The sequence below is a fragment of the Pedobacter punctiformis genome, from assembly GCF_027213715.1.
Taxonomy (GTDB): Bacteria; Bacteroidota; Bacteroidia; order Sphingobacteriales; family Sphingobacteriaceae; genus Pedobacter; species Pedobacter punctiformis.
The window spans coordinates 603,124-626,167 of the sequence record NZ_JAPWGM010000001.1 but is presented as its reverse complement, the minus strand read 5'-3'; the positions used below and the strand labels follow the sequence as shown (position 1 = coordinate 626,167).

General features: G+C 32.4%; 20 protein-coding genes. 19 read left to right on the top strand and 1 reads right to left on the bottom strand.

The genetic code is table 11. The features are described 5' to 3' along the window. Positions 1–47: 47 nt before the first annotated feature. From O0955_RS02790 to O0955_RS02705, 18 genes are all read left to right on the top strand, one after another. On the top strand, positions 48–1,535 hold the full coding sequence (locus tag O0955_RS02790; protein ID WP_269426002.1) for an oligosaccharide flippase family protein: 1,488 nt from the start codon (positions 48–50) through the stop codon (positions 1,533–1,535). Positions 1,536–1,540: 5 nt separating this feature from the next. Continuing rightward, on the top strand, positions 1,541–2,596 hold the full coding sequence (locus O0955_RS02785; RefSeq protein ID WP_269426001.1) for an EpsG family protein: 1,056 nt from the start codon (positions 1,541–1,543) through the stop codon (positions 2,594–2,596). Then, positions 2,593–3,447, top strand: a complete 855-nt coding sequence (locus O0955_RS02780) for a glycosyltransferase family 2 protein (protein ID WP_269426000.1) — start codon at positions 2,593–2,595, stop codon at positions 3,445–3,447. The genes O0955_RS02785 and O0955_RS02780 overlap by 4 nt, the downstream gene beginning before the upstream one ends. Before the next feature lie 58 nt (positions 3,448–3,505). Further along, on the top strand, positions 3,506–4,453 hold the full coding sequence (locus tag O0955_RS02775) for a glycosyltransferase family 2 protein (protein ID WP_269425999.1): 948 nt from the start codon (positions 3,506–3,508) through the stop codon (positions 4,451–4,453). A gap of 4 nt (positions 4,454–4,457) precedes the next feature. After that, a complete protein-coding gene (locus O0955_RS02770) occupies positions 4,458–5,492 on the top strand; it encodes a glycosyltransferase (protein WP_269425998.1) in 1,035 nt (344 codons plus the stop codon). Position 5,493: 1 nt separating this feature from the next. After that, the gene (locus O0955_RS02765) at positions 5,494–6,534 is read left to right on the top strand and encodes a polysaccharide biosynthesis protein (protein ID WP_269425997.1); all 1,041 of its coding nucleotides are present in this window, start codon (positions 5,494–5,496) and stop codon (positions 6,532–6,534) included. 11 nt (positions 6,535–6,545) lie between these two features. After that, entirely contained in the window at positions 6,546–6,968 is a 423-nt protein-coding gene (locus O0955_RS02760) for a WxcM-like domain-containing protein (RefSeq protein ID WP_269425996.1), read from the top strand. Between the two features lie 29 nt (positions 6,969–6,997). Next, positions 6,998–8,116: a non-hydrolyzing UDP-N-acetylglucosamine 2-epimerase gene (wecB, locus tag O0955_RS02755; protein WP_269425995.1), complete on the top strand. Its 1,119-nt coding sequence runs from the start codon at positions 6,998–7,000 to the stop codon at positions 8,114–8,116. Further along, on the top strand, positions 8,113–8,973 hold the full coding sequence (locus O0955_RS02750; protein ID WP_269425994.1) for a dTDP-4-dehydrorhamnose reductase family protein: 861 nt from the start codon (positions 8,113–8,115) through the stop codon (positions 8,971–8,973). The genes wecB and O0955_RS02750 overlap by 4 nt, the downstream gene beginning before the upstream one ends. A gap of 11 nt (positions 8,974–8,984) precedes the next feature. Continuing rightward, positions 8,985–10,208, top strand: coding sequence for a glycosyltransferase family 4 protein (locus O0955_RS02745; protein WP_269425993.1), 1,224 nt, complete (start codon positions 8,985–8,987; stop codon positions 10,206–10,208). Positions 10,209–10,221: 13 nt separating this feature from the next. After that, positions 10,222–11,223: a glycosyltransferase gene (locus O0955_RS02740; RefSeq protein WP_269425992.1), complete on the top strand. Its 1,002-nt coding sequence runs from the start codon at positions 10,222–10,224 to the stop codon at positions 11,221–11,223. A gap of 597 nt (positions 11,224–11,820) precedes the next feature. After that, positions 11,821–12,951: an N-acetyl sugar amidotransferase gene (locus tag O0955_RS02735; protein WP_269425991.1), complete on the top strand. Its 1,131-nt coding sequence runs from the start codon at positions 11,821–11,823 to the stop codon at positions 12,949–12,951. After that, on the top strand, positions 12,948–13,556 hold the full coding sequence (gene hisH / locus O0955_RS02730) for an imidazole glycerol phosphate synthase subunit HisH (RefSeq protein ID WP_269425990.1): 609 nt from the start codon (positions 12,948–12,950) through the stop codon (positions 13,554–13,556). The genes O0955_RS02735 and hisH overlap by 4 nt, the downstream gene beginning before the upstream one ends. A 1-nt stretch (position 13,557) precedes the next feature. Continuing rightward, on the top strand, positions 13,558–14,334 hold the full coding sequence (locus tag O0955_RS02725) for an AglZ/HisF2 family acetamidino modification protein (RefSeq protein ID WP_269425989.1): 777 nt from the start codon (positions 13,558–13,560) through the stop codon (positions 14,332–14,334). Positions 14,335–14,354: 20 nt separating this feature from the next. Next, a complete protein-coding gene (locus O0955_RS02720) occupies positions 14,355–15,266 on the top strand; it encodes an NAD-dependent epimerase/dehydratase family protein (RefSeq protein WP_269425988.1) in 912 nt (303 codons plus the stop codon). Positions 15,267–15,490: 224 nt separating this feature from the next. Continuing rightward, the gene (locus tag O0955_RS02715) at positions 15,491–16,276 is read left to right on the top strand and encodes an MraY family glycosyltransferase (protein ID WP_269425987.1); all 786 of its coding nucleotides are present in this window, start codon (positions 15,491–15,493) and stop codon (positions 16,274–16,276) included. Between the two features lie 147 nt (positions 16,277–16,423). Then, on the top strand, positions 16,424–18,364 hold the full coding sequence (locus O0955_RS02710; protein WP_269425986.1) for a polysaccharide biosynthesis protein: 1,941 nt from the start codon (positions 16,424–16,426) through the stop codon (positions 18,362–18,364). Between the two features lie 5 nt (positions 18,365–18,369). After that, complete coding sequence (locus O0955_RS02705; protein ID WP_269425985.1) at positions 18,370–19,980, top strand: gliding motility protein RemB; 1,611 nt, start codon at positions 18,370–18,372, stop codon at positions 19,978–19,980. 74 nt (positions 19,981–20,054) lie between these two features. On the opposite strand, the gene dxs is transcribed toward O0955_RS02705, so the two are convergent. After that, positions 20,055–21,983: a 1-deoxy-D-xylulose-5-phosphate synthase gene (gene dxs / locus O0955_RS02700; RefSeq protein ID WP_269425984.1), complete on the bottom strand. Its 1,929-nt coding sequence runs from the start codon at positions 21,981–21,983 to the stop codon at positions 20,055–20,057. A gap of 206 nt (positions 21,984–22,189) precedes the next feature. On the opposite strand from dxs, the gene O0955_RS02695 reads away from it, so the two are divergent. Continuing rightward, positions 22,190–22,933, top strand: a complete 744-nt coding sequence (locus O0955_RS02695; RefSeq protein WP_269425983.1) for a segregation and condensation protein A — start codon at positions 22,190–22,192, stop codon at positions 22,931–22,933. The last annotated feature ends 111 nt before the right edge of the window (positions 22,934–23,044 follow it).

Genomic DNA, 23,044 nt, shown 5'->3' with positions numbered 1-23,044 from the left:
TTTAAAAGATGAATTGGTTAAAGGCCTAAGTAAAATATATCGTTATAATGGATAAAGATTCTTCTTACAAAAAGACTTTAAAATCTACAGCCGTTTTTGGAGGCGCACAGGCTATTCAAATGCTTATAACAATTTTGAGGGCTAAGCTAATTGCAGTAATATTTGGGAGTCATGGTATGGGAATTAATGCAATTTTTCAATCCACAATTTCTATTATTAGTAGTTTTTCAAGTTTTGGTATTTTTCAAAGTGCTGTTCGCGATATCTCACAAGAATTTGAGAATGGAGATGAGAAGAAACTGAGCAGAATAAATTTAATCTTTAATCGAATGGTGTGGGCTGTCGGATGTTTTGGATTGCTTGTTTGTTTATTTGGCGCATTTTGGCTAAGTAAAATAGCTTTTCAAAATTTTGATTATAGCATACATTTTCTAATATTGTCACTCGGAATATTTTTTTCCGCCTTATCAAACGGGCAAACAGTCTTTTTACAGGGCACGCGTAATTTAACCGCACTTGCAAAGGCCTCAATAGTAGGGGCTTTCTTAAGTTTATTAATTAGCATACCACTCTTCTACTACTTTGGCATATTGGGTATTGCTATCTCAATTGCTAGTGGTTCATTAATTTTGTATATAACACAATACTACCTTACTAGAAAAATAAAACTTGATAAAACTATCAATTTAACAGTTAAAGAGACAATAGCTGCTGGGAAGCCTATACTTAAATTAGGTACCGTTTTGATGCTTGGAATGGTTATATTAACGGGATTTACTTATTTAACAAATATATTTATTGGCAGGTATGGGAAAATAGCCGATGTTGGTTTCTTTCAAGGAATTTCGTCTATTACCACACAAAGTATTGCTATTGTTATTGCAGTGCTGGCCTCTGATTTTTTTCCCCGCCTCTCAGCGATTTTTCAAGATAGGCAGAAAGTTAAAGTAATGGTTAATCAACAAGCCGAACTTGTTTCTCTCATTATTGCCCCTATTTCAGTAATTTTAATAACTGCAGCGCCAATTATTGTTAAAGTTTTACTTTCAAAAGAGTTCTTGATAATGGTGCCCATGTTACGTTTGCTAGCTTTATCATTACTTGCTAGGGGAATATGGCTAATCATGTCATATGTAATATTAGCAAATGGTGATAAAAAAGCATATTTAATTTATGATTCTTTAATTGGTAATGGGTTACTTTTTATATGTAATGTTTTTGCCTATAAAGTTTGGGGTCTAAACGGTTTGGCCATATCTTCTTTGATTGCATCAATAGGTATTTCCGTTATATTAATGACTGTCGTAAAAATTAAATATGGTTTTGGTTTTGATAAGGGATTTATTAAAATATTCTTTATGTTAATTTTATTAGCTGTTTCGGCATACTTTGGAGTTTATGTTTTGAAAGGTTGGCCTCAGTATAGTTTTTCTTTCTTTTTGGGCATATTAACATTTGGTTATTCATTATTTATCTTAAATAAGCGAATAGGAATATTAAATAGAGTTAAATCATTTTTAGAATCTAAAAATTAATTTAAATGACTCTGTTGATTATTTTGTTATTTGGAACTCTTATTTGCTTAATTTTAGCTGGATTTTCATATAATTTCCTCGCAAAGGATCCAATTAATAAGGCGCTCATTTATTGGGGATCAGCCCTAGTCCTGATATTAATTGCGGGTCTTAGAGAAGTAGGCTCAGATCCTGATTCAGTAGCATATAAATATTATTATGAGTCACCCCTTATTCTTTTATTAGCAGAGCCCACTTTTGCCTTAATATCCAGTTTTGCTCGTCAAATTTTTAATGATTTTCAGGTTGTATTAATCGTATACGCAATTATAGGAATTTCTTTAAAATATTATGCTATTGAAAAATTAACTCAGTTAAAATTCTTGGCAATCATAACTTATTTTGGAAGCTATTACCTTTTACATGATTTTACTCAGATTAGAGCTGGGGTTGCTTCAGCAATCTTTCTCATAGCTATTGTGCCATTAAGTGAAAGAAAATTTTTTAAGTTTTTCTTACTTACTGTCGCAGCTTTCTTTTTCCATTACTCCGCACTTGTTTTGTTGCCACTATGGTTTCTAACAAATGATCATCTGAGTTCAAAGTGGAAAATTTCACTTTATCTATTAATACCAATAGGGATAATTATGCATTTTATGAAGATTGATATTATGCTAGCAATCCCAATAGATACTATTAAGTATAAGATACAAGCATATCAGGAGGCTCAAGAAATTGCAAGTAATTCACTAAATGTATTTAATCTGCTTTATGTTGTTAAATACGTTTTATTCTATGTGTTTCTATATTTTTATGAAACATTGTATATTAAAGTGAAATATATGACAATTTTATTGAAAATATATGGGGTATCTTTGGCTTTTTATTTGATGTTTTCACAGAATACTATTCTGGCTATGAGGGTCTCAGAGTTATTAGGAATAGTAGAGATATTACTAATACCGTCATTATTTTATGTGATAAAGGAAAGAGGTATTTCGTCGTTTATTGTAGTAATGATTTCAGCAATTTATTTATATATAAATATATATTACATTATACTTGTTCAAGTTTTTAAATGATGTGTACTAATAACAGGGAAATAGCTATATTATTAGCAGCCTATAATGCGGAAAAATATCTTTCTGAGCAGATCGAGTCCATTATAGCTCAAACATTTACAAATTGGACACTTTACATTCGTAACGACGGTTCAACTGATCAAACAGCAGTAGTGATCTCTGATTATTGCATCAAATATCCTGATAAAATTTTTGAAATAGACAAAGGAGGAAAAAATCTAGGATGTAGAAATAATTTTTTTCGATTGTTGGAGGTTGTAGAATCAGAATATTATATGTTTTGTGATGCAGATGATGTATGGCTTAAAAGTAAAATAGAATTTTCATATGAAAGAATTAAAATGTTGGAACTATTAAATCCATATAAAGCAATATTAGTACATACCGATGCTATTATATGCGATTCTGATTTAAATATAATTTCTGATTCATTTTGGCATTCAACAGGTATAAATCCTATGAAGTTTACAAGTTTTAATTATATGTGCGTTTGTTGTACAGTCGGAGGTGCAAAATCAATTTTTAATAGAAAAGCAAAAGAATTAATTTTTCCTTTGGCTGATAATAATTTTATGTTTGATTATTGGATAGCCCTGAATGTTGCAAAATATGGCATAATATCGGTAATTGATGTTCCCTTAATTAAATATAGACAGCATAGTAGCAATCTTTTAGGTGTAACCTATGGTAATGCCAATTCAATTTTTAACAAACTGAAACAGGCTAAAACTTTATTTAGAGATTATAAAAGGGAATCTGATACGCTGAAAACTATTGGGTATGGAAGTTTCACAAAATATTTGTTTTACAAGTTTTTGGTTGTTGTTAAAACAAGATTTACTAAATATTAAACTATTATCATTACAAATTTAAAGGGAATAATATGCCGTTAATGATTAAGTTAAGCAGATGACTAATAGTAAAATAAACATTGTACTGGCAACGTACAATGGACAATCCTACATTGAGGCCCAAATTAATAGTATTATTGCTCAAACATACTCTAATTGGGAATTGCTAATTAGAGATGATGGTTCAACTGATAAAACCTTACAAATCATTAAAGAATTCGAAAATGTAGATAACCGAATTAATGTTTTAACTGATTTGAAAGGGAATGTAAGAAGTTGCCAGAATTTTTCTATTTTAATGAGCCAAGTATCGAAAGATGCCCAGTATGTTATGTTTTGTGATCAGGATGATATTTGGTTAGAAGATAAAATAGAACGATCTTTATATGCGATGAACACGCTTGAGAAAGCTCATGGTTCCGATGGGCCTTTAATGGTTTATGGGACATATCGTATGATTGATCATAATGGGAAAGATCTGCAATTAGCTGTTCCAGATTATTCAACGAGGCCAAGCTTAAATTTATTACTAAGCCAAAATTATATTTACGGGTGTACAATGCTAATCAATCAAAAGTTGTTAGAACGGTCAATACCTATTCCTTCTACAGCAGAAAACCATGATTATTGGTTGGCATTAATATGTGCAATCAATAATGGTCACTTCTCATACATTAAGCAACCTTTACTGCTCTACCGCCAGCACAACCTAAATGTTTCTGGCTCATATACAAATGCTTCTTTATTAAACAGAGTAAAACGTATTTTTAGTATTGATGAAATCCAGTCAATTAAAAAAAGGCTTGCTATGTTTATTTCTTTAAAAAAATCGGTGATAAATAAATCTAGTCAGAATGCTTTATTATTGGATAATTATATTCGGGTGGTATCTCAAGGAGGTTTTGAAGCGGCAAAATTTTGCTTAAATAATAATATCAGGAGAAAAGGAAAGATTCAAACCTTACTTTATTATTTTAACTTAGTAAGAGCAAAAGGAACAATGTAGTTATATGATTTTACTAGATGCTATTTATATTAATCAAAGTGGAGGTAAGGTACTCTTAGAGTATTTTATTAAAAATTTGATTTTTGAGCAAAAGATTTTTAATTTTTTTTTTCTTTTTGATAATAGATTAGAGTCAGGTATAATAAATGAGATACCCGTTAATCAAAGGGTTTTTCTTGGACCGACCGAGGCCAACAGGTTAAAGTTTTATAAAAAAACACAAAATGACTTTTCTAAAGTATTTTGTTTTGCTAATGTGCCTCCGCCTGTTAAAAAAAAGAAAAGCGAGGTATATATACTGTTTCATAATGCCTTAATTCTTGATAGTAAAAACAAGGATTATAGCTATACTACAAGGCTTAGCTTTTTGCTTAAAAGACAATACATTAGATATAAGAATCAGAAAGACTACAATTGGATTGTGCAAACTAAAAATATGGCAAATTTATTGTCTAAAGGCCTTTCTCTTTCAATAAACTCCATAAAGGTATTACCCTTTTATGAATCAGGTCGTTTTACCAATGTAAATAAGCAACTTGAAATTAATAATGGCAATTTTTTATATGTTGCTGATGGGGTGAAGCAAAAAAATCATTTAACTTTACTTTTTGCATGGGAATATCTTTTGGATAAATATAATTTGCCCATTTCGCTCCATTTAACAGTTCCGCCAAATTTTATTTCGTTAATAACTGAAATAAAAAGGCTACAAAATAAAGGTGTTAATATCATTAATCATGGGCGATGCAATTTTATAGAGATTGAATCTCTGTATCGTAATTGTAACACATTTATAACGCCTTCACTTACAGAAAGTTTTGGCTTACCAATTATAGAGGCAGCTGAGGCGGGATGTAAGATTTTAGCAGCTGATTTGCCTTATACTTATGATATAATTAATCCTTTGGCTACCTTTGACCCAAATAAGGTGGAAGATTTGGCAGAGAAAATTAGGCTGGCTTTTTTAGAGAGCCATGAAAACAAAACACAACTTATCATAAACAATAAGATAAAAGACATTATTAATTTAATTACCTAGTATGTTTAAAGACAAAATATTATTGATTACAGGCGGGACAGGTTCTTTTGGTAACGCCGTGTTAAATAGATTTCTTCACACAGATCATTTCAGTGAAATAAGGATATTCTCTAGAGATGAGAAGAAGCAACATGATATGCGGGTTGCTCTAAATCACCCTAAATTGAAATTCTATATTGGCGATGTAAGAGATTATATAAGCGTTGAAAATGCTATGCGAGGAGTGGATTATGTATTTCATGCAGCTGCCTTAAAGCAAGTTCCTTCTTGTGAATTTTTTCCATTAGAAGCGACAAAAACAAACGTTTTTGGAACGCATAATGTAATTGAAGCTGCTGTAGCCAATAGTGTTACTAAAGTAATTTGTTTAAGTACTGATAAGGCCGCTTATCCAATAAATGCTATGGGTATCTCAAAAGCATTAATGGAGAAGGTAGCTGTAGCTGCGTCAAGAAACATTACCAATAATGTAACAACTGTTTGTTTAACCAGGTATGGCAATGTGATGGCATCCAGAGGGTCTGTAATTCCGTTATTTTTACAGCAAATACAAGATGGTGAAGACATAACAATAACCGACCCTGCCATGACTAGATTTTTAATGTCTTTGGACGAAGCTGTTGATTTGGTGTTGTTTGCTTTCGAACATGGCAATCAAGGTGATTTATTTGTAAATAAAGCACCTGCGGGAACTATCGGAGACTTGGCTCAAGCATTAAAGGAACTATGTAATTCTGATACTAAGATTAAAGTTATTGGAACAAGGCATGGTGAGAAGCTTTATGAAACACTCTGTACACGTGAGGAAATGCTTAAGGCAGAAGACATGGGAGAATTTTATCGTGTACCAGCTGATAACCGTGATTTAAATTATGCACAATACTTTTCTGAAGGTGAAAAAGATATTTCCAAAATTGAGGATTATCATTCTCATAACACCAAACAGGAAGATGTGGAAGGAATGAAGGTTTTGCTTTCGAAACTTCCATTGATTAGAAAAGAAGTGTTTAATGAAAAGAATATAACTCAATATCCAGGATAATTAGATTGATAATGCATGCAACATTAATTAAAGGAGGTGTTCATAGCGATAATAGAGGAGTGCTAACATTCTTTAATGATTTCGATATGAACCCGATTAAACGTTTTTACACGACCACGCACTTTGATGAAACAGTTATTAGGGCTTGGCAGGGCCATCAATATGAGCAAAAATGGTTTTATGTTGTTGAAGGGTCATTTAAGGTAATATTAGTAGAGCCAGATGATTGGACTAGTCCATCTGCTAATTTGCCTTACGAAGAGTTTTTGTTAAATTCCAAAAACAACGAGATACTTAATATTCCTTCTGGGATGGCCACTGGTTTCCAAGCGTTAGAGGCATCTTCAAAATTGATGATTTTTTCTGATGTCACATTGGCCGAATCTATAAATGATGATTATAGATTTGACAACGGATTATGGTATAAGTGGTGATAAAAAATGGATGTAAGTACACACAACATATGAAAAAATTAAAAGTAGCCACTATAGTAGGCACCAGGCCTGAAATTATAAGGTTAGCAGAATGTATAAAAAAATGTGATCAGTTTTTTGATCATATCCTAATTCATACTGGTCAAAATTATGACTATGAATTAAATGAGATTTTTTTCGAAGACCTTGAACTTCGAAGACCAAATTATTTTTTAAGTGTTGCTGGTAAAAATTTAGGTGAAACTATTGGTAATGTCATTGCAAAATCCTACGAAGTATTGTATGATGAAATGCCTGATGCATTGCTTGTATTAGGTGATACTAACAGTGTATTATCAACTATTGCTGCAAAGAGGTTGAAAATTCCAATTTTTCACATGGAGGCTGGTAATAGATGTTTTGACCAAAATGTTCCAGAAGAAATTAATCGAAAAATCTCAGACCATATCAGTGATATCAATTTGTGCTATACAGAACATAGTAGAAGATATTTATTAAGTGAAGGTTTTAGAAAAGATCACGTATTTGTAACAGGATCACCCCTAAAAGAGGTTCTCAGTAAATATGCAGTGCAAATTGAAAATTCTGTTATAATTGATAAACTTAAATTAGAACATGGAAAATACATTGTTGTAAGTGCTCATAGAGAAGAAAATATCGATTTAAAAAATCATTTTGATATTCTTGCAGAAAGCCTAAATGCTGTTGCAGAGAAGTATCAAATGCCAATTATATTTTCCACTCATCCCAGAACACAAAAGAGGATAAAAGAAAAAAATATCCAATTTCATCCGCTAATCCAAAATGTGCAGCCTTTGGGTTTCTTTGATTACGTTCATTTACAACAACAATCCTATATCGTATTGTCGGATAGCGGAACGATTAGTGAAGAATCTGCTATGATGAATTTTCCAGCAATAAGTATTAGAACAAGTACAGAAAGACCAGAGGCTATAGATGCTGGCTCCATTGTCTTGGGCAGCATAAGTAAAGATGAAATCCTACAAGCCATTGAGGTCGTTAAAGGAACTCAGGGCAGTGGAGACGAACTTCCTTGGGAGTATAAAGTAGAAAATACGTCAAATAGAGTAATTAAAGCAATACAAAGTTATACATCAATTGTAAATAGAGTAACTTGGAACAAATGAGAAAAGTGTTTATTATTGGCTCAAAAGGCATGGCTGGTCATGTAATTTATACATATCTAAAAGAAAATACGAATTTTGAGATTATAGATGTAGCGAGAGGCACCGATAGCCATGCGCCTTCTTATCAAGTTGATGTGACTGATTTTAAAGTTTTAAGTCAGATTTTAGAAAAAGAAAAACCTGACTATGTAGTTAATTGTATTGGTATATTAAATAGAGATGCTGAGGATAATCCTGAGAAATCTATTTTATTAAATAGTTACTTTCCACATTTCTTAGCGAAGATTGGAAAGATAATTAACTTCAAATTAATACATATCAGTACTGATTGTGTATTTGATGGGAAAAAAGGTTCATATACTGAGGATAGCATAAAAGACGGACAAGGTTTTTATGCAGAAACAAAAGCTTTAGGAGAAGTGACTTATGGTAACAATCTAACTATTAGAACTTCGATTATAGGGCCGGAGTTGAAACAAGATGGCATAGGCTTATTTCATTGGTTTATGCAACAAAATGGGAAAATTAATGGCTACAATGAAGCATTTTGGAGTGGTGTAACCACTATTGAACTTGCAAAAGCGGTACATCAGGCTATATTGCAAAATGCAATAGGTTTGCAACATCTGGTTAATAACAAAAAGATAAATAAGTACGAGTTAACTACACTTTTTAAAAATATTTTTAATAAAGCCGATGTTGAAATTGCACCTTACGATGGCTATAAGGTTGATAAATCTTTAATTAAAACTAAACAGGATTTTAATTACGAAGTGCCTGAATATGAAGTTATGATTAAGGAAATGAAAGATTGGATGATCAAACACAAAGATTTGTATAGTTACAAATTTGATTAAAGTAGATTAAGATGAGGATTTTGGTTGTGTCGCAATACTTTTGGCCTGAGAATTTTAGAATAAATGATTTTGTTTTGGGTTTACAAGAAAAGGGACATGAGATAGAGGTGCTGACTGGTAAGCCAAACTACCCAAAAGGCAAATACTATTCTGGGTACTCATTTTTTGGTAAACGAACTGAGATTTGGAATGGTATTAAAATACATCGGGCACCATTATTCCGACGCCATAATGGCAAAGGGCTAAATTTGGCATTCAACTACCTCTCATTTATGATCTTTGGAACTCTTCGGTCTTTAACAATTAAAGGAAAGTTTGATCATATCCTAGTTTTTCAACCTTCTCCTATAACAACTGCAATTCCAGCAATCTTTTTAAAGTGGTTAAAAAAAGCCAGCCTTTTTATCTGGGTGCAAGATTTATGGCCACATAGCGTAACAGCGGCTGGTGGCATACACAACAAAAGCATAATTAAATTTTTAGATAGTTTAACAAAATGGATTTACAAAAGATGTGATAAAATCCTGATACAATCAGAAGGATTTCGAAACATTATTAATGAGCAAGGAATTGATAACTCAAAAATTGAATTTTATCCAAATACCGTAGAAACTTTTTTTAAGAAAACGGCAATTAATAACGACTGTCTAAGCTTGTTGCCAAATGGGTTTAAAATTATGTTTGCAGGCAATATAGGAGAGGCACAAGATTTTGAGACCATTATTGAGGCAGCAAAAATTGTAGCTCAAGAGCAACCAGATATAAAATGGATAATATTAGGCGATGGTAGAAAAAAGCATTATTTGCATCAAAAAGTATTGGAGTATGGATTAGAAGGAAATTTCATCCTCCTGGGTTCTTTCCCTGTCGAAAAGATGCCTTATTTTTTTGCCTGTGCAGATTGCTTACTGGTAAGTCTAAAAAAGGATTTTATTTTTAGTTTAACTATACCGTCAAAATTGCAATCTTATTTAGCATGTTCCAAACCAATATTGGCATCATTAGATGGTGAAGGAGCAAATATTGTAAAAGCTGCGAATGCTGGATTTACTGCAAATGCAGAGGATCCAATTGCGCTTGCTAGCCAAGTTATAAAATTACGTCAAATGCCAACCAATCAATTGGTAGAAATGGGCGAAAATGGTGGGCGCTATTTTCAAGAAAATTTTAACAGAGATGTTTTGCTGATTAAAATAATTCATTTATTTAGACAATTTAAACAAGAAAATAAATAGTTGCTAAAGTTTAATGATTTTAATAGATGCTTTATATATAAATAATGGGGGAGGTAGGGTGTTACTTGAATACCTGATAGACGAGCTATTATTATCTCAAAAGAACGTAACTTATTTGCTTGATTCTCGTATGCAATCATCATTTAGAAACATAGAGAATAGTACTATTATATTTATGAAAGCCTCACTTTATAATAGATATAAGTTTTATAAAAGTAATAAAGCAACATTTAGTACAGTATTATGCTTTGCGGATCTAGCACCAAATATTAATATAGATGCCAAAGTATATACATATTTCCATCAAGCGTTATACTTGAAAATACCAAAGGATGTGCCGTTAAAAACGACCTGTATATTTAAGTTAAAAGGATTGGTTTTTAAATATTTACTTAAAAATACTAACTATTTAATTGTACAAAGTAAATCTATTAAAGAAAATTTGAACAGTGTATTTTGTCTTCCGGAAGATAAAATGCTGGTAATTCCTTTCTATCCATTAATTTTTAAACATACAGAAACTATTAGGGTGCCGAATAGCTTTATTTATATTGCAAATGCGGATCCGCACAAAAACCATATTAGATTAATTAATGCGTTTTGTAAATTTTATAGTGAGTACGGTTATGGCACTCTAACCTTAACGGTATCTAGTAATTACCCGGCAATTTTAAAAATAATAGTAACTAAACAATTAGAGGGTTTCCCTTTAATAAATATAGGTTTTATAGATAGAAGCGAACTAAATAAATATTATTCATCCGCAACCTATTTAATTTATCCATCGTTATGTGAAAGTTTTGGTCTTCCCCTAATAGAGGCTATAGAAAACGGATGTAAAATTATTGCATCAGACATGGAATATGTTTATGCAGTATGTGAACCAAGCATCACTTTTGATCCTATGGATGAACTCTCCATATTTGAAGCTATGTGCTCTGCAAATGGAAATGCAAAAGCATCTATACTTAAAACTAATAATCAAATACATCAACTAATGACATTATTGAATTAATTACAAATAAAGTGAAAAATAAGCTATTGTTTATAAAGAATATTGTCGACGATATTGACTTATGCCTTAGGAAAAACTAAAACGGGCAGACAGATTCATTATTCTATTGATCATATTTTTTTGCTTATAATCAATACATTATGTTTTTAATTATTAACTGTAGTACATTTGTAGTTACGCTCTTAAACGAAAATTAGTCTAATATTTTATAAAATTACACTGTAACAAAACGTAACATAAATAGTATCCGCAAAAATTAGGTTGAAGAAGTAAAATTTAGAAAGCTAATTTATTTAAGTCATCCCAAAAAGAAGTTTTTCAGAAACTTATTGACTATCACTATAGGACGAAATTAATGAATGGTAATTTATTCCAATTGGATTAAAGAGACTATGATATTGTGCTATAACCTTGATTATTTAACAACTGTCTAGCTGTTCTATAGAATTAATATATTGTAGATGGTGTAATAATATAAATAAACCTTACCTATGTTAGTTAATTCTTTTTATTAAACGGCATATAAATTGATATTAATAATATTGTGGGCATTACAACAATACCTCCGCAGCTAATAGAATAATTTTATGATTATTTATGGATTATCAAATTTGTCAAAAAACAATTATGGATACGAGTGATCTCAACATTTCTTTTAATGAAATGGGAGAAAGTGATTATTTTACAAATTTTAGAGATAATATTGTCCCAAACTGGAAATTTGGGAATAATCAACAGGCTTTTTTACATAAAATGGCTGAAAAAATAAAATCAGTAAAGACTGGAAATTTCGATTGTATACTTGGCATAAGTGGTGGATTGGATAGTTCTTATGCTGCATATGTTGTAAAAGAAATTATGGGCTTACGTCCTTTGCTATATCATGTTGATGCGGGTTGGAATACACATATAGCTTCCAAAAATATTGATAATCTAGTACAAGGCTTAAATTTAGACTTGGTAACAGATGTAATAAATTGGGAAGAAATGAAGGATCTTCAATTGTCTTTTCTTAAATCACAAATACCAGATCAAGATATTCCTCAGGATGCAGCTTTTTTCTCCTCTTTATACAGGTTTGCTAGAAAATATAAGATTAAATATGTGATAACGGGAGGTAATTTTAGCACTGAATGCTGCAGGGAACCTAATGACTGGGGTGCATATCCCGGAGTAGATTCGAGACTTATTGGGAATATTCATAAACAATTTGGTACTAAAGAGCTAAAAAAATTTCCGATAATGGATATTTTAGACTATAAAATATTAAATAGGTATATGTATGGTATAAAGGTTTTTACACCATTAAATTATACTCCATTTGTTAAAATAGAAGCAGAAAGATTATTAGCGAGAAAATTTAAATGGACGCCTTTCCAACATAAGCATCATGAATCACGATTTACCCGTTTTTACGAGGATTATTGGTTGCCAAATAAATTTGGGTATGATAGAAGGAAAGTACACTTTTCTAGTTTAATATTAACCGGACAAATGACCAGGGAGGAGGCATTGATAAGAATTAGCAAGCCTGAAATGTCTCAGGAATTATTAGCTGTAGAATTTGAATATATAGCTGATAAATTAGATTTAAACAGAGATCAGTTAATGGATATATTTAACAAGCCCAATAAGACAGCTTATGATTATCCCAATAAAATAAGGCTTATAAAAATAGGTTCTAAAATGCTTAGATTGTTTGGAAAAGAAAAAAGACTTTATAGATGACAACAATAATTGATTACGGAATTGGTAATATAAAAGCCATTGTATCTTTATTAAAATTATTGGGTGAAAATTATTGTATCGCTACTAAAAAAGAACATATTTTAAATTCTAATAGATTAATATTACCGGGAGTGGGCTCTTTTGATAATGCGATGAATAGTTTCAATAGATCAGGATTACGTGATGTTATAGAACAAGTAGTGTTTAATAAAAATATTCCAATTATAGGTATTTGTATAGGAATGCATATGTTAACTGAAAAAAGTGAAGAAGGGAAGAATTTAGGTTTGGGATGGATTGATGGTGAAGTACTTAAATTGCAAAGTAACGAATTTAGCATCAGACTTCCCCATATGGGGTATAATGATTTATCTATTCATACTAACTCTCAACTTCTGAAAGGTTTAGCTCAACGGCCAGAATTTTATTTTTTACATAGTTATTATGTGAGATGCAATCTTTTAGAAAATGTACAGGCAACAACGAATTACGGTATAGATTTTCATTCTGTTATTTCCAAAGAAAATATTTATGGAGTGCAGTTTCATCCGGAGAAGAGCCATTTGAATGGAAGTGAATTGATAAAGAATTTTATTAAGTTATAGGATGTTACTGCCAAGAATAATACCTTCATTATTAATATCAAATGATGAATTGGTTAAAACCATTAATTTTAAAAACCCAGCTTATATTGGTGATCCAATTAATACTTCGAAAATTTTTAGTGAGTTTGAGGCGGATGAATTATTGATTTTTGATATTTCGGCTTCTGCAAATAATATGTCACCAAATTTGGAGCTGTTAGAAAAAATTGCAAAACAGTGCAGAATGCCGGTTTGTTATGGCGGGGGAATAAAAAGCGTTAAACAGTCAGTGGACATAGTTAATCTTGGTATCGAAAAGATTGCACTGAGTAGCATATTATTTGAAGATATTAATATTATACAAAAGTTAAATGAAAAAATTGGCTCTCAGAGTGTGGTTGGTGTTCTTGATGTTAAAGTTAATGCAAATGGAAATTATTCGATCCTTACAGATAATGGTAAAAAATTAATTGATAAAGACCCGGTTAAAATTTGTGAAGAATTACAGCAATTTGGAATAGGGGAAATAATTATCAATTGCATTGATGGGGATGGAACTAAAAATGGGATAAATTTAAATTTATTGTCGTATTTTTCACAATATATTTCAGTACCGATAACTATAATGGGCGGACTTAGCTCGATAGAGGAAATTGAGAAAATCGTAGAAAAGTATGGTGTAATAGGTATCGGTGTTGGAAGTCTATTTGTTTATAAAGGTCAATTTAATGCAGTTTTGATAAATTATCCCTCTAAAGATGAAAAAAGAAAAATATTTAAGAAATATTTGCAATTATAAAATTTTATAGCATCAATTCTATGAGTATACTAATAACTGGTTCTACTGGCTTTGTTGGTCAAAATCTAATAAAAAACCTTGAAAAATTCCAGATAAAGACAATTAATCGCCAGCAGTTAATGGGTATTTCTATTGAAGATTTGGCACATAGCTATTTTATTATTCACCTTGCCGGTAAGGCCCATGATCTTAAAAAAACATCAAATCCAGATGAATATTATCAAGTAAATTTTGAATTGACAAAAAAACTGTATGATGCTTTCTTAAAGTCGGATGCTAAAAAATTTATTTTTGTAAGTTCTGTTAAAGCTGCGGCAGACACTGTAAATGATGTGTTAACCGAGAATAGTATTCCTAATCCTCAGACTCCATATGGCAAATCGAAATTAATGGCAGAAAAATATATAGAAAGCCAACCCTTGCCAGAAGGAAAGTCTTATTATATTTTACGTCCCTGTATGATTCATGGGCCAGGAAATAAAGGTAACCTAAATCTATTATATAAATTTGTTCAGAAAGGTGTGCCTTATCCTTTAGCTGCATTTAAAAATAAACGGTCATTTTTAAGCGTCAAAAATTTATGTTTTGTAATTGCAAACTTACTAGAGAAAGATGTTCCTTCGGGAGTTTATCAAGTCGCAGATGATGAAGCTTTATCAACTAATGAAGTGGTAAGTATTTTAGCGGAATCTTTATCAAAAAAGCCTAAACTTTGGGCGATTTCTTCTGTTTTAATTAAGGGAATTGCAAAATTAGGCGATGTTTTTAAAATACCCTTGAATACAGAGCGTTTAAACAAATTAACAGAAAATTATGTGGTTAGTAATCAAAAATTAAAAAAAGCCTTAAATATTGACCTGCCATTAAGTACTAGAACAGGGTTAACAATTACAGCAAAATCTTTTAAAGAGAGTCCAGACGAACATAGCTAATCAAACATAGATTAATTCTTTATCTTTGCATTTTATAAATTATGATGTCACTTCTTTCTACTGTAATTATTTTGATTTCCTTGTTTTTGATAGAGTTTTTTTATTTCAAAATAGCCGATCATTTCAATATAATTGATAAACCCAATCACCGAAGCTCGCATACGCAGGTTACAATTAGAGGAGGTGGGATAATTTTTGCCGTTGCGGCCATTCTGTTCTGCTTTTTGTTTGATTTTGAATATCCATATTTCATAATCGGATTATTTTTAATCTCTGGCATCAGCTTTATTGATGATATTATAACATTAAATAATAAAATAAGACTGAGCATACACTTACTTGCAGTTGCTTTAATGTTTTACCAATGGAATTTATTTGATTTTAACTGGTATTGGTTAATTATTGCAGCTATTTTCGTAATCGGAACCATTAATGCCTACAACTTCATGGATGGTATTAACGGAATTACCGGAGCATATAGTTTAGTAACCATTATAACGTTATTTTATCTGAATACTTTGTATGCTTTTACAAATCAAAATCTGATTATACTTACTGGCCTATCTCTACTAGTTTTTAATTTCTTTAATTTTAGAGAAAAAGCAAAATGTTTTGCAGGTGATGTTGGGAGTGTAAGTATAGCTTTTATTTTAATTTTTTTAATAGGTCAGCTAGTTTTAAAAACGCAGAACTTTAGTTATATCTTATTATTTTTACTTTACGGTTTGGATACTGTTTTTACCATATTTTTTAGGGTAATTAGAAAAGAAAATATCTTTGAGGCACATCGTAGTCATTTTTATCAATATTTGTCTAATGAGTTAAAATGGCCACATTTGAGAGTCTCTACCTTATATTTTGCTCTTCAGTTATTAATAAATTTGTGCCTGATTTTTTGGACTAAAGATTCGCCTTTACTTAATTTAATTTTAATTTTTATCTGTGGTTTATTGTTTTTATTAACCCGCTTTAAGTTAGAAGGGAAGAAGCATCTTCTTAACTTAGAGTAGCTTAGAAGTAAAGGAGCCAAATTTGTACCATATAAATTGAAACTTTTGGCAGGATAGTTGTTTGGTAGTATCACTAGATAAGTATTTATATTTTAGTTTTGATATGATTTTAATACTTATCTTTATATAAAAAAAGCCTATAGTATTTTGTTTACGCAAATCAATATTGTTCCCCGTTGGATCATCTTCTTATTAGATTTGATCATTTGTTCGTTTTCCTTGATTTTTGCTTACAGTCTAAAGCATAATCTGGACTTAACGGCAGTGGAAATACCTGAACTTGCCAGAAATTTATTAATTCTGGCTGTAATTAATATTGCTGTATTTTTTCATATAAAAACTTATACTGGAATTATTCGTTATACCAGCGCTCAGGACTCATTTAGAATCTTATTTTCCGTACTCATTGCAAACGGTAACTTCTTTGTACTTAATCTCATTTTTATTAGCTTTTTTAATGGCCCGTTAATTTCTAATACTATTCTTATAACTAATGGATTAACTAGCTTTTTACTATTAATTACATATAGAGTAATGATTAAGTACTTTTTCTTATATATTAAGAACTTAAAGCTTGATAAGAAAAAAGTTATTATTTATGGAGCGGGTGAAGCCGGATTAGCAACCAAACGCACATTTGATCATGATGCCAGGGTAAATAAAAATATCATGGCTTTTGTTGATGATGATGAACGTAAAGTTGGAAAGACCATTGATGGAGTAAAAATATTAGATGCCAAAAACCTGGAGTATTTAATCCAGGAACATCAACTGGATGAAATTATCTTTGCTTCCTATACCATTCCCGATGAACGAAAAGATCAGATAGTAGATTTATGTCTGGAAAATGATATTAAAATTCTAAATATTCCACCAGCTGATGTTTGGACAAATGGAAAGCTGCAGCCAGCACAGATTCAAAAATTAAATATCGAAGATTTGCTGAATCGCAAATCCATTAAGATTGATATTGACGGGATCGGGGAGATGCTTAATAATAAAAGGATTCTTATTACAGGAGCGGCGGGCTCAATTGGAAGTGAAATTGTTCGTCAGTTATCCAAATTTGATGTCGGCCTGATTATTCTTTGCGATCAAAGTGAAACCGCATTGCATGAATTATATTTAGAATTAGAAGAAAATAACCGGAATAAAAACTTTCATGCTTTTGTGGGAGATGTTCGTGATGAACAACGGATGGACAAGTTGTTTAGCACCTATAAACCTCACTACGTTTATCATGCTGCTGCTTATAAACACGTGCCCTTAATGGAGGATAATCCTGCTGAAGCAATTAAGGCGAATGTTTTAGGAACTAAAACTATTGCTGATAAAGCAGTTAAATATGGTGTCCAAAAGTTTGTGATGATTTCTACAGATAAGGCTGTAAATCCGACCAATATTATGGGTGCTTCGAAGAGAATTGCTGAAATTTATGTGCAATCCCTTAATAATTCTTTAAGTACGGCTGGTTTCATTTTTAGTAACGGATTAAGCTACATTAATGAACTAAATGTTAAACCTATTACAAAATTTATTACAACGCGTTTTGGTAATGTATTAGGCTCAAACGGTTCTGTAATCCCACGGTTTAAACAACAAATTGAAAAGGGGGGGCCGGTAACGGTTACCCATCCGGAGATTACCCGTTATTTTATGACAATTCCCGAAGCTTGTCGCTTAGTGCTTGAAGCGGGTTGTATGGGTAAGGGCGGTGAAATTTTCGTCTTTGACATGGGCAAGTCTGTTAAGATTGTTGAGCTGGCTAAAAAAATGATTCGTTTGGCTGGTTTAGAACCTAATGTTGATGTTAAGATAGAATACTCTGGTTTACGTCCAGGAGAAAAATTATACGAAGAATTACTCAACGATAATGAAAATACAATGCCTACTCATCATGAAAAAATCATGATAGGGAAGGTGAGGGAGTATATTTTTGAAGATGTTGAAAATCAGATTTATGAATTGATTTTATCTGCCAGGTCTGGTAATGACAGACAGGTTGTGATGAACATGAAAAAACTTGTACCCGAATTTAAAAGTAAGAACTCTGTTTTTGAAGAGTTAGATAAACTTATAAACGATTAATATTGATGAGAAAATATCTTTACATGGCCTTTATGGCCTTTTTTGTTTTATCTGCAAAAGCTCAGGAAACTCCAAATAGAATTATCCCTTATGATTATCAGTTTTATCAAAAACTGAACCCATCAATTTATAATCAGCAATCTAAATTTCACTCCGCAATAAAAGGATTTTATGCTGATGACAGTAAATTGAGCCAGCAGTATGATTCTTTAATGAATGCCGGCACAGATAGTTTGAATAAAAGGAGTTGGGTTCACCGGAAATTATTTCAGGAACATCTTTTGGAATTTAAAAACGATGATTACAATGTTTACGCTGATCTTCTTCCAGATTTCCAAATCGGGAGAGATATTAGTAATAATAGAACAACCTGGTTAAATACCCGCGGTTTTCAGGTTGGGGGTAATGTAGGGAAGCAATTTTCTTTTTACCTTAATGGATTTGAAAATCAAGGTAAGTTTGCTAATTATGTAAATAATTTTATTGTTCAAAATCAAGTTGTACCGGGCCAAGGCTATGGTAAATTGGGCACGGATAAGCAGGATTGGTCTTATGTTACGGCATTACTTTCTTATACTCCGAGTAAATATTTAAATTTTGCTTTGGGCTATGATAAAAATTTTATTGGTGATGGTTATCGCTCCATGTTACTTTCTGACGTATCATCAAATTATTCTTTCTTCAGAGTAAGAGCTGCATTGGGTAGTGTACAATACCAAACTATTTTTGCTTATATGTTAGATCCCGGAGCTCCAAAATTAGCTTCAGACAGGCGTTTAGGAGATCGTGGTAAATGGATGGCAGCCCACTATGTGGATTGGAATGCAACGAATCGTTTTTCTGTTGGTTTCTTTCAGGCTGTTACCTGGGCAGATGCAGAAGTTGAAGGAAAAAGAGGATTTGATTTTAATTACATCCATCCGTTCATGTTTCTGCGTTCAGTAGAGAGTACAAATACGACTTCCCCTGATAAAATGCGTTTAGGCGTGAATCTTAAATATGAATTGTTAAAGAAGACTACTTTATATGGTCAGTTTATGTTTGATGAGTTTACTGCTAAAGAATTTTTTGCAGGGAACGGTTATTGGGCTAATAAATTTGCAATACAATTCGGTGTTCGCGGATCTGATCTTTTTGAAGTCCCAGGTTTAAATTATTTAGCAGAGTTTAACACTGCCCGCCCGTATACTTATGCTCATTTTGATAGAATCTCTAATTATGCCAATTACAACCAATCTTTAGCACATCCACGAGGTGCTAACTTTAGAGAGTTTTTAGGAATGTTGAATTATAGCTATAAGCGTTTCGATTTCCAGGGACAGGCCTTGTATTCCAGATATGGTTTAGATCCTGCTGATATGAACTATGGTGGTGATATCTTTAAAAGTTATGATACCCGTTCAGTTCAATATGGAAGCCATATAGGGCAGGGAATAGGTACAGATTTATATTATGTAAAAGGTCAGGTGGCGTATTTATTAAACCCTAAGTATAATTTACGTTTAGAAGTTGCGGGTACTTATAGGAGAGAAAGCAATAGTTTAGGTACTAACAATACAGGTTTAATTACAATTGGATTAAGAAGCACATTCAGAAATATATATCACGATTTTTAAGCACATATAATTTTCTAGCTAAAAAGGCCGGCAAATTTAATTTGCCGGCCTTTTTAATATTCATTGAAGTAGAATTATCCTACCATACTATTTGTTGTGCGCTTCACAGCTACTTTTTTTACTGTCTCTATAATTGAAGTTTTGTCATAGCCACATTCTGCCCATAATTCAGGCTGTTCTCCATGCTCTATAAAATGATCCGGAATACCTAAACGGATTACATTTGCATTGTAATTATGATCTGCCATAAACTCTAAAACAGCTGAGCCTACCCCACCTGGAAGCGATCCATCTTCAACAGTAATGATTTGTTTGTATTTTGAGAATACCTCATGCAGCATTTGTTCATCTAGCGGCTTAACAAAGCGTAGGTCATAATGCGCAGGGTGATAGCCCTCGCTATTTAATTCTGCACGAGCCTCTACAGCAAAGTTACCTACATGGCCAATTGTTAATATGGCAACATCTTCACCATCGCAGATTTTACGTCCTTTACCAATTTCCAATGCTTTGAAAGGTCTTTTCCAATCTGGCATTACCCCGTTTCCACGTGGATAGCGAATAACAAATGGACCCATGTTTTCCTGCTGTGCAGTATACATCAGGTTTCTGAGTTCTTCTTCATTCATTGGCGAAGCTACAATCATGTTCGGTATGCAGCGCATATAAGCGATATCATAGGCGCCATGATGCGTTGCTCCATCAGCTCCGGCTAAACCAGCACGATCCAGACAAAAAACTACATTTAATTTTTGAATGGCAACATCATGGATTACCTGATCATAAGCCCGCTGCATAAAGCTAGAGTAGATATTACAAAAAGGAACCAGACCCTGTGTTGCTAATCCAGCCGAAAATGTAACCGCATGCTGTTCTGCAATCCCAACATCAAATGCCCTTGTGGGCATAGCTTTCATCATGATGTTTAATGATGAGCCGGAAGGCATAGCTGGTGTAATACCAACAATTTTTTTATTGGCTTCGGCCAGTTCAACCATTGTATGTCCAAATACATCCTGGTATTTTGGAGGCTGTGGTTTATCAGGAACACTTTTTTTGATTTCTCCGGTAATTTTATCAAATAAACCTGGTGCATGCCATTTCGTTTGATCTTTTTCTGCCAATGCAAAGCCTTTTCCCTTTACGGTAACGCAATGCAATAGCTTTGGACCTGGAATAGCCGATAAATCCTTTATAATAGATGCTAAACGTTTTACATCATGCCCATCAACAGGACCGAAATACCTGAAATTTAAAGCTTCAAATAAATTACTTTGTTTTAAAAGCGTTCCTTTTATACTTTTCTCGATCTTTTTAACATACTTATGTGCATTCGGGCCTAATTTAGAAAGACTGGTAAGCACATTGGAAATGTCATCCCGGAAACGGTTATAAGATTTAGAAGTGGTTATACTGGTTAAATATTCTTTTAATGCACCAACATTCGGATCAATAGACATGCAGTTATCGTTCAGGATAACTAAAACATTACTATTCTCAATTCCGGCATGATTTAAGCCTTCAAAGGCAAGCCCTGCAGTCATAGCACCATCACCTATTACGGCAACATGCTGACGATCTGTTTCGCCCTTTAATTGTGAGGCTACTGCCATGCCCAATGCAGCAGAAATAGAAGTGGAAGAGTGTCCTACGCCAAAAGTATCGTATTCACTTTCCGAAATTTTAGGAAAACCACTTATGCCTTTATAAATGCGGTTGGTATGAAAAAGATCTCTTCTGCCAGTCAGTATTTTATGTCCGTAAGCCTGATGTCCAACATCCCATACTAATTTATCATATGGTGTGTTTAAAGCATAGTGTAGGGCAACGGTTAGCTCTACAACGCCTAAACTGGAGCCAAAATGGCCGCCGTTTATGCTTACTACATCAATAATGTACTGTCGTAATTCCTGGCTTATTTGTTCTAAGTCAGTTTCGCTAAACTGCTTTAAATCAGCAGGGTAGTTAATTTTAGATAATAGTGGGCCAGCTTTTACTTGCATGCGGTATTTTGGTAAAAAACAAGATACAAATTACGGTATTTTTGTTTTAATATTGAAGAAAAATCGTCTATTAAGTGTAAAGTGATTACTTAACTTAAACAATCCTTAAAGCATAATGTTGCTTAAAATGCTTATTTAAAATCATTATAATTGGTTTGTTATAAGGCTAATGGGTAGACAAAAAATTACTATGTTTGTTTTAACTGATGCAGGCAGAAAATTTCGAAATAAAACTCCCCGTATTCGAAGGCCCCTTCGATTTATTGCTGTTTTTTATAGAACGGGATGAACTTAATATTCAGGATGTCGAAATTGCAAAAATAACCAATGACTTTCTTGCTTACATTCACCGTTTACTGGCTTTAAACGTTGAAGTTGCCAGCGAATTTATTTTAGTGGCGGCAACTTTAATGCGCATTAAATCAAAAATGCTGCTGCCCAGAATTGAAGTTGATGAAACTGGGAATGAAATTAATCCGGAACTGGATTTAATTGCACGACTGATTGCCTATAAACAATTTAAAACGGCAGCAGAAGAACTCAAAGTTTTTGAAGATTTAAGAATGCTGCAGGAACGCAGAGGAAATATTGAATATGATTTATCATTTGCGGCAGAATCTTCTACCCATCAGGATGAACTTTTATCATTGGATTTGTACAAACTTTTGATGGTTTACCATCGCACAATGCAAAAGTATGAGTTGCGCAGCGAAGAGGTTAAACACACGGTTATGCAATATCCGTATACCATTGAGCAACAAAAACATTTTATTGCAAACCTGCTTGATATTAATAAACAGATTGATTTTGCGTTGGTATTAAAAAATTCAGAGAATAAAGTTCATTTCGTTTATAATTTCCTGGCCATTCTGGAAATGCTCCAGCAGCAAATTGTAGAAATTACAATTGGCAGCGGTTATAATAACTTCAATGTAAAGGCTGTAAATTAAAGATGCGGTAATCTGTTTTATTTTTGATGAATTACTATCCAAAATGTTGAATAGTAATTACATTGTTTAATTCTATTGTCCATTCTTCTAACGTCTCTCTCAATAAAATTC

Coding starts and splice junctions, on each gene's coding strand:
- O0955_RS02785 (WP_269426001.1), top strand. CDS start 1,541: ATGACTCTGTTGATTATTTTGTTATTTGGAACTCTTATTTGCTTAATT.
- O0955_RS02760 (WP_269425996.1), top strand. CDS start 6,546: ATGCATGCAACATTAATTAAAGGAGGTGTTCATAGCGATAATAGAGGA.
- O0955_RS02725 (WP_269425989.1), top strand. CDS start 13,558: ATGTTACTGCCAAGAATAATACCTTCATTATTAATATCAAATGATGAA.
- O0955_RS02790 (WP_269426002.1), top strand. CDS start 48: ATGGATAAAGATTCTTCTTACAAAAAGACTTTAAAATCTACAGCCGTT.
- O0955_RS02735 (WP_269425991.1), top strand. CDS start 11,821: ATGGATTATCAAATTTGTCAAAAAACAATTATGGATACGAGTGATCTC.
- O0955_RS02720 (WP_269425988.1), top strand. CDS start 14,355: ATGAGTATACTAATAACTGGTTCTACTGGCTTTGTTGGTCAAAATCTA.
- O0955_RS02780 (WP_269426000.1), top strand. CDS start 2,593: ATGATGTGTACTAATAACAGGGAAATAGCTATATTATTAGCAGCCTAT.
- O0955_RS02750 (WP_269425994.1), top strand. CDS start 8,113: ATGAGAAAAGTGTTTATTATTGGCTCAAAAGGCATGGCTGGTCATGTA.
- O0955_RS02775 (WP_269425999.1), top strand. CDS start 3,506: ATGACTAATAGTAAAATAAACATTGTACTGGCAACGTACAATGGACAA.
- O0955_RS02705 (WP_269425985.1), top strand. CDS start 18,370: ATGAGAAAATATCTTTACATGGCCTTTATGGCCTTTTTTGTTTTATCT.
- dxs (WP_269425984.1), bottom strand. CDS start 21,983: ATGCAAGTAAAAGCTGGCCCACTATTATCTAAAATTAACTACCCTGCT.
- O0955_RS02740 (WP_269425992.1), top strand. CDS start 10,222: ATGATTTTAATAGATGCTTTATATATAAATAATGGGGGAGGTAGGGTG.
- O0955_RS02695 (WP_269425983.1), top strand. CDS start 22,190: ATGCAGGCAGAAAATTTCGAAATAAAACTCCCCGTATTCGAAGGCCCC.
- wecB (WP_269425995.1), top strand. CDS start 6,998: ATGAAAAAATTAAAAGTAGCCACTATAGTAGGCACCAGGCCTGAAATT.
- O0955_RS02765 (WP_269425997.1), top strand. CDS start 5,494: ATGTTTAAAGACAAAATATTATTGATTACAGGCGGGACAGGTTCTTTT.
- hisH (WP_269425990.1), top strand. CDS start 12,948: ATGACAACAATAATTGATTACGGAATTGGTAATATAAAAGCCATTGTA.
- O0955_RS02745 (WP_269425993.1), top strand. CDS start 8,985: ATGAGGATTTTGGTTGTGTCGCAATACTTTTGGCCTGAGAATTTTAGA.
- O0955_RS02770 (WP_269425998.1), top strand. CDS start 4,458: ATGATTTTACTAGATGCTATTTATATTAATCAAAGTGGAGGTAAGGTA.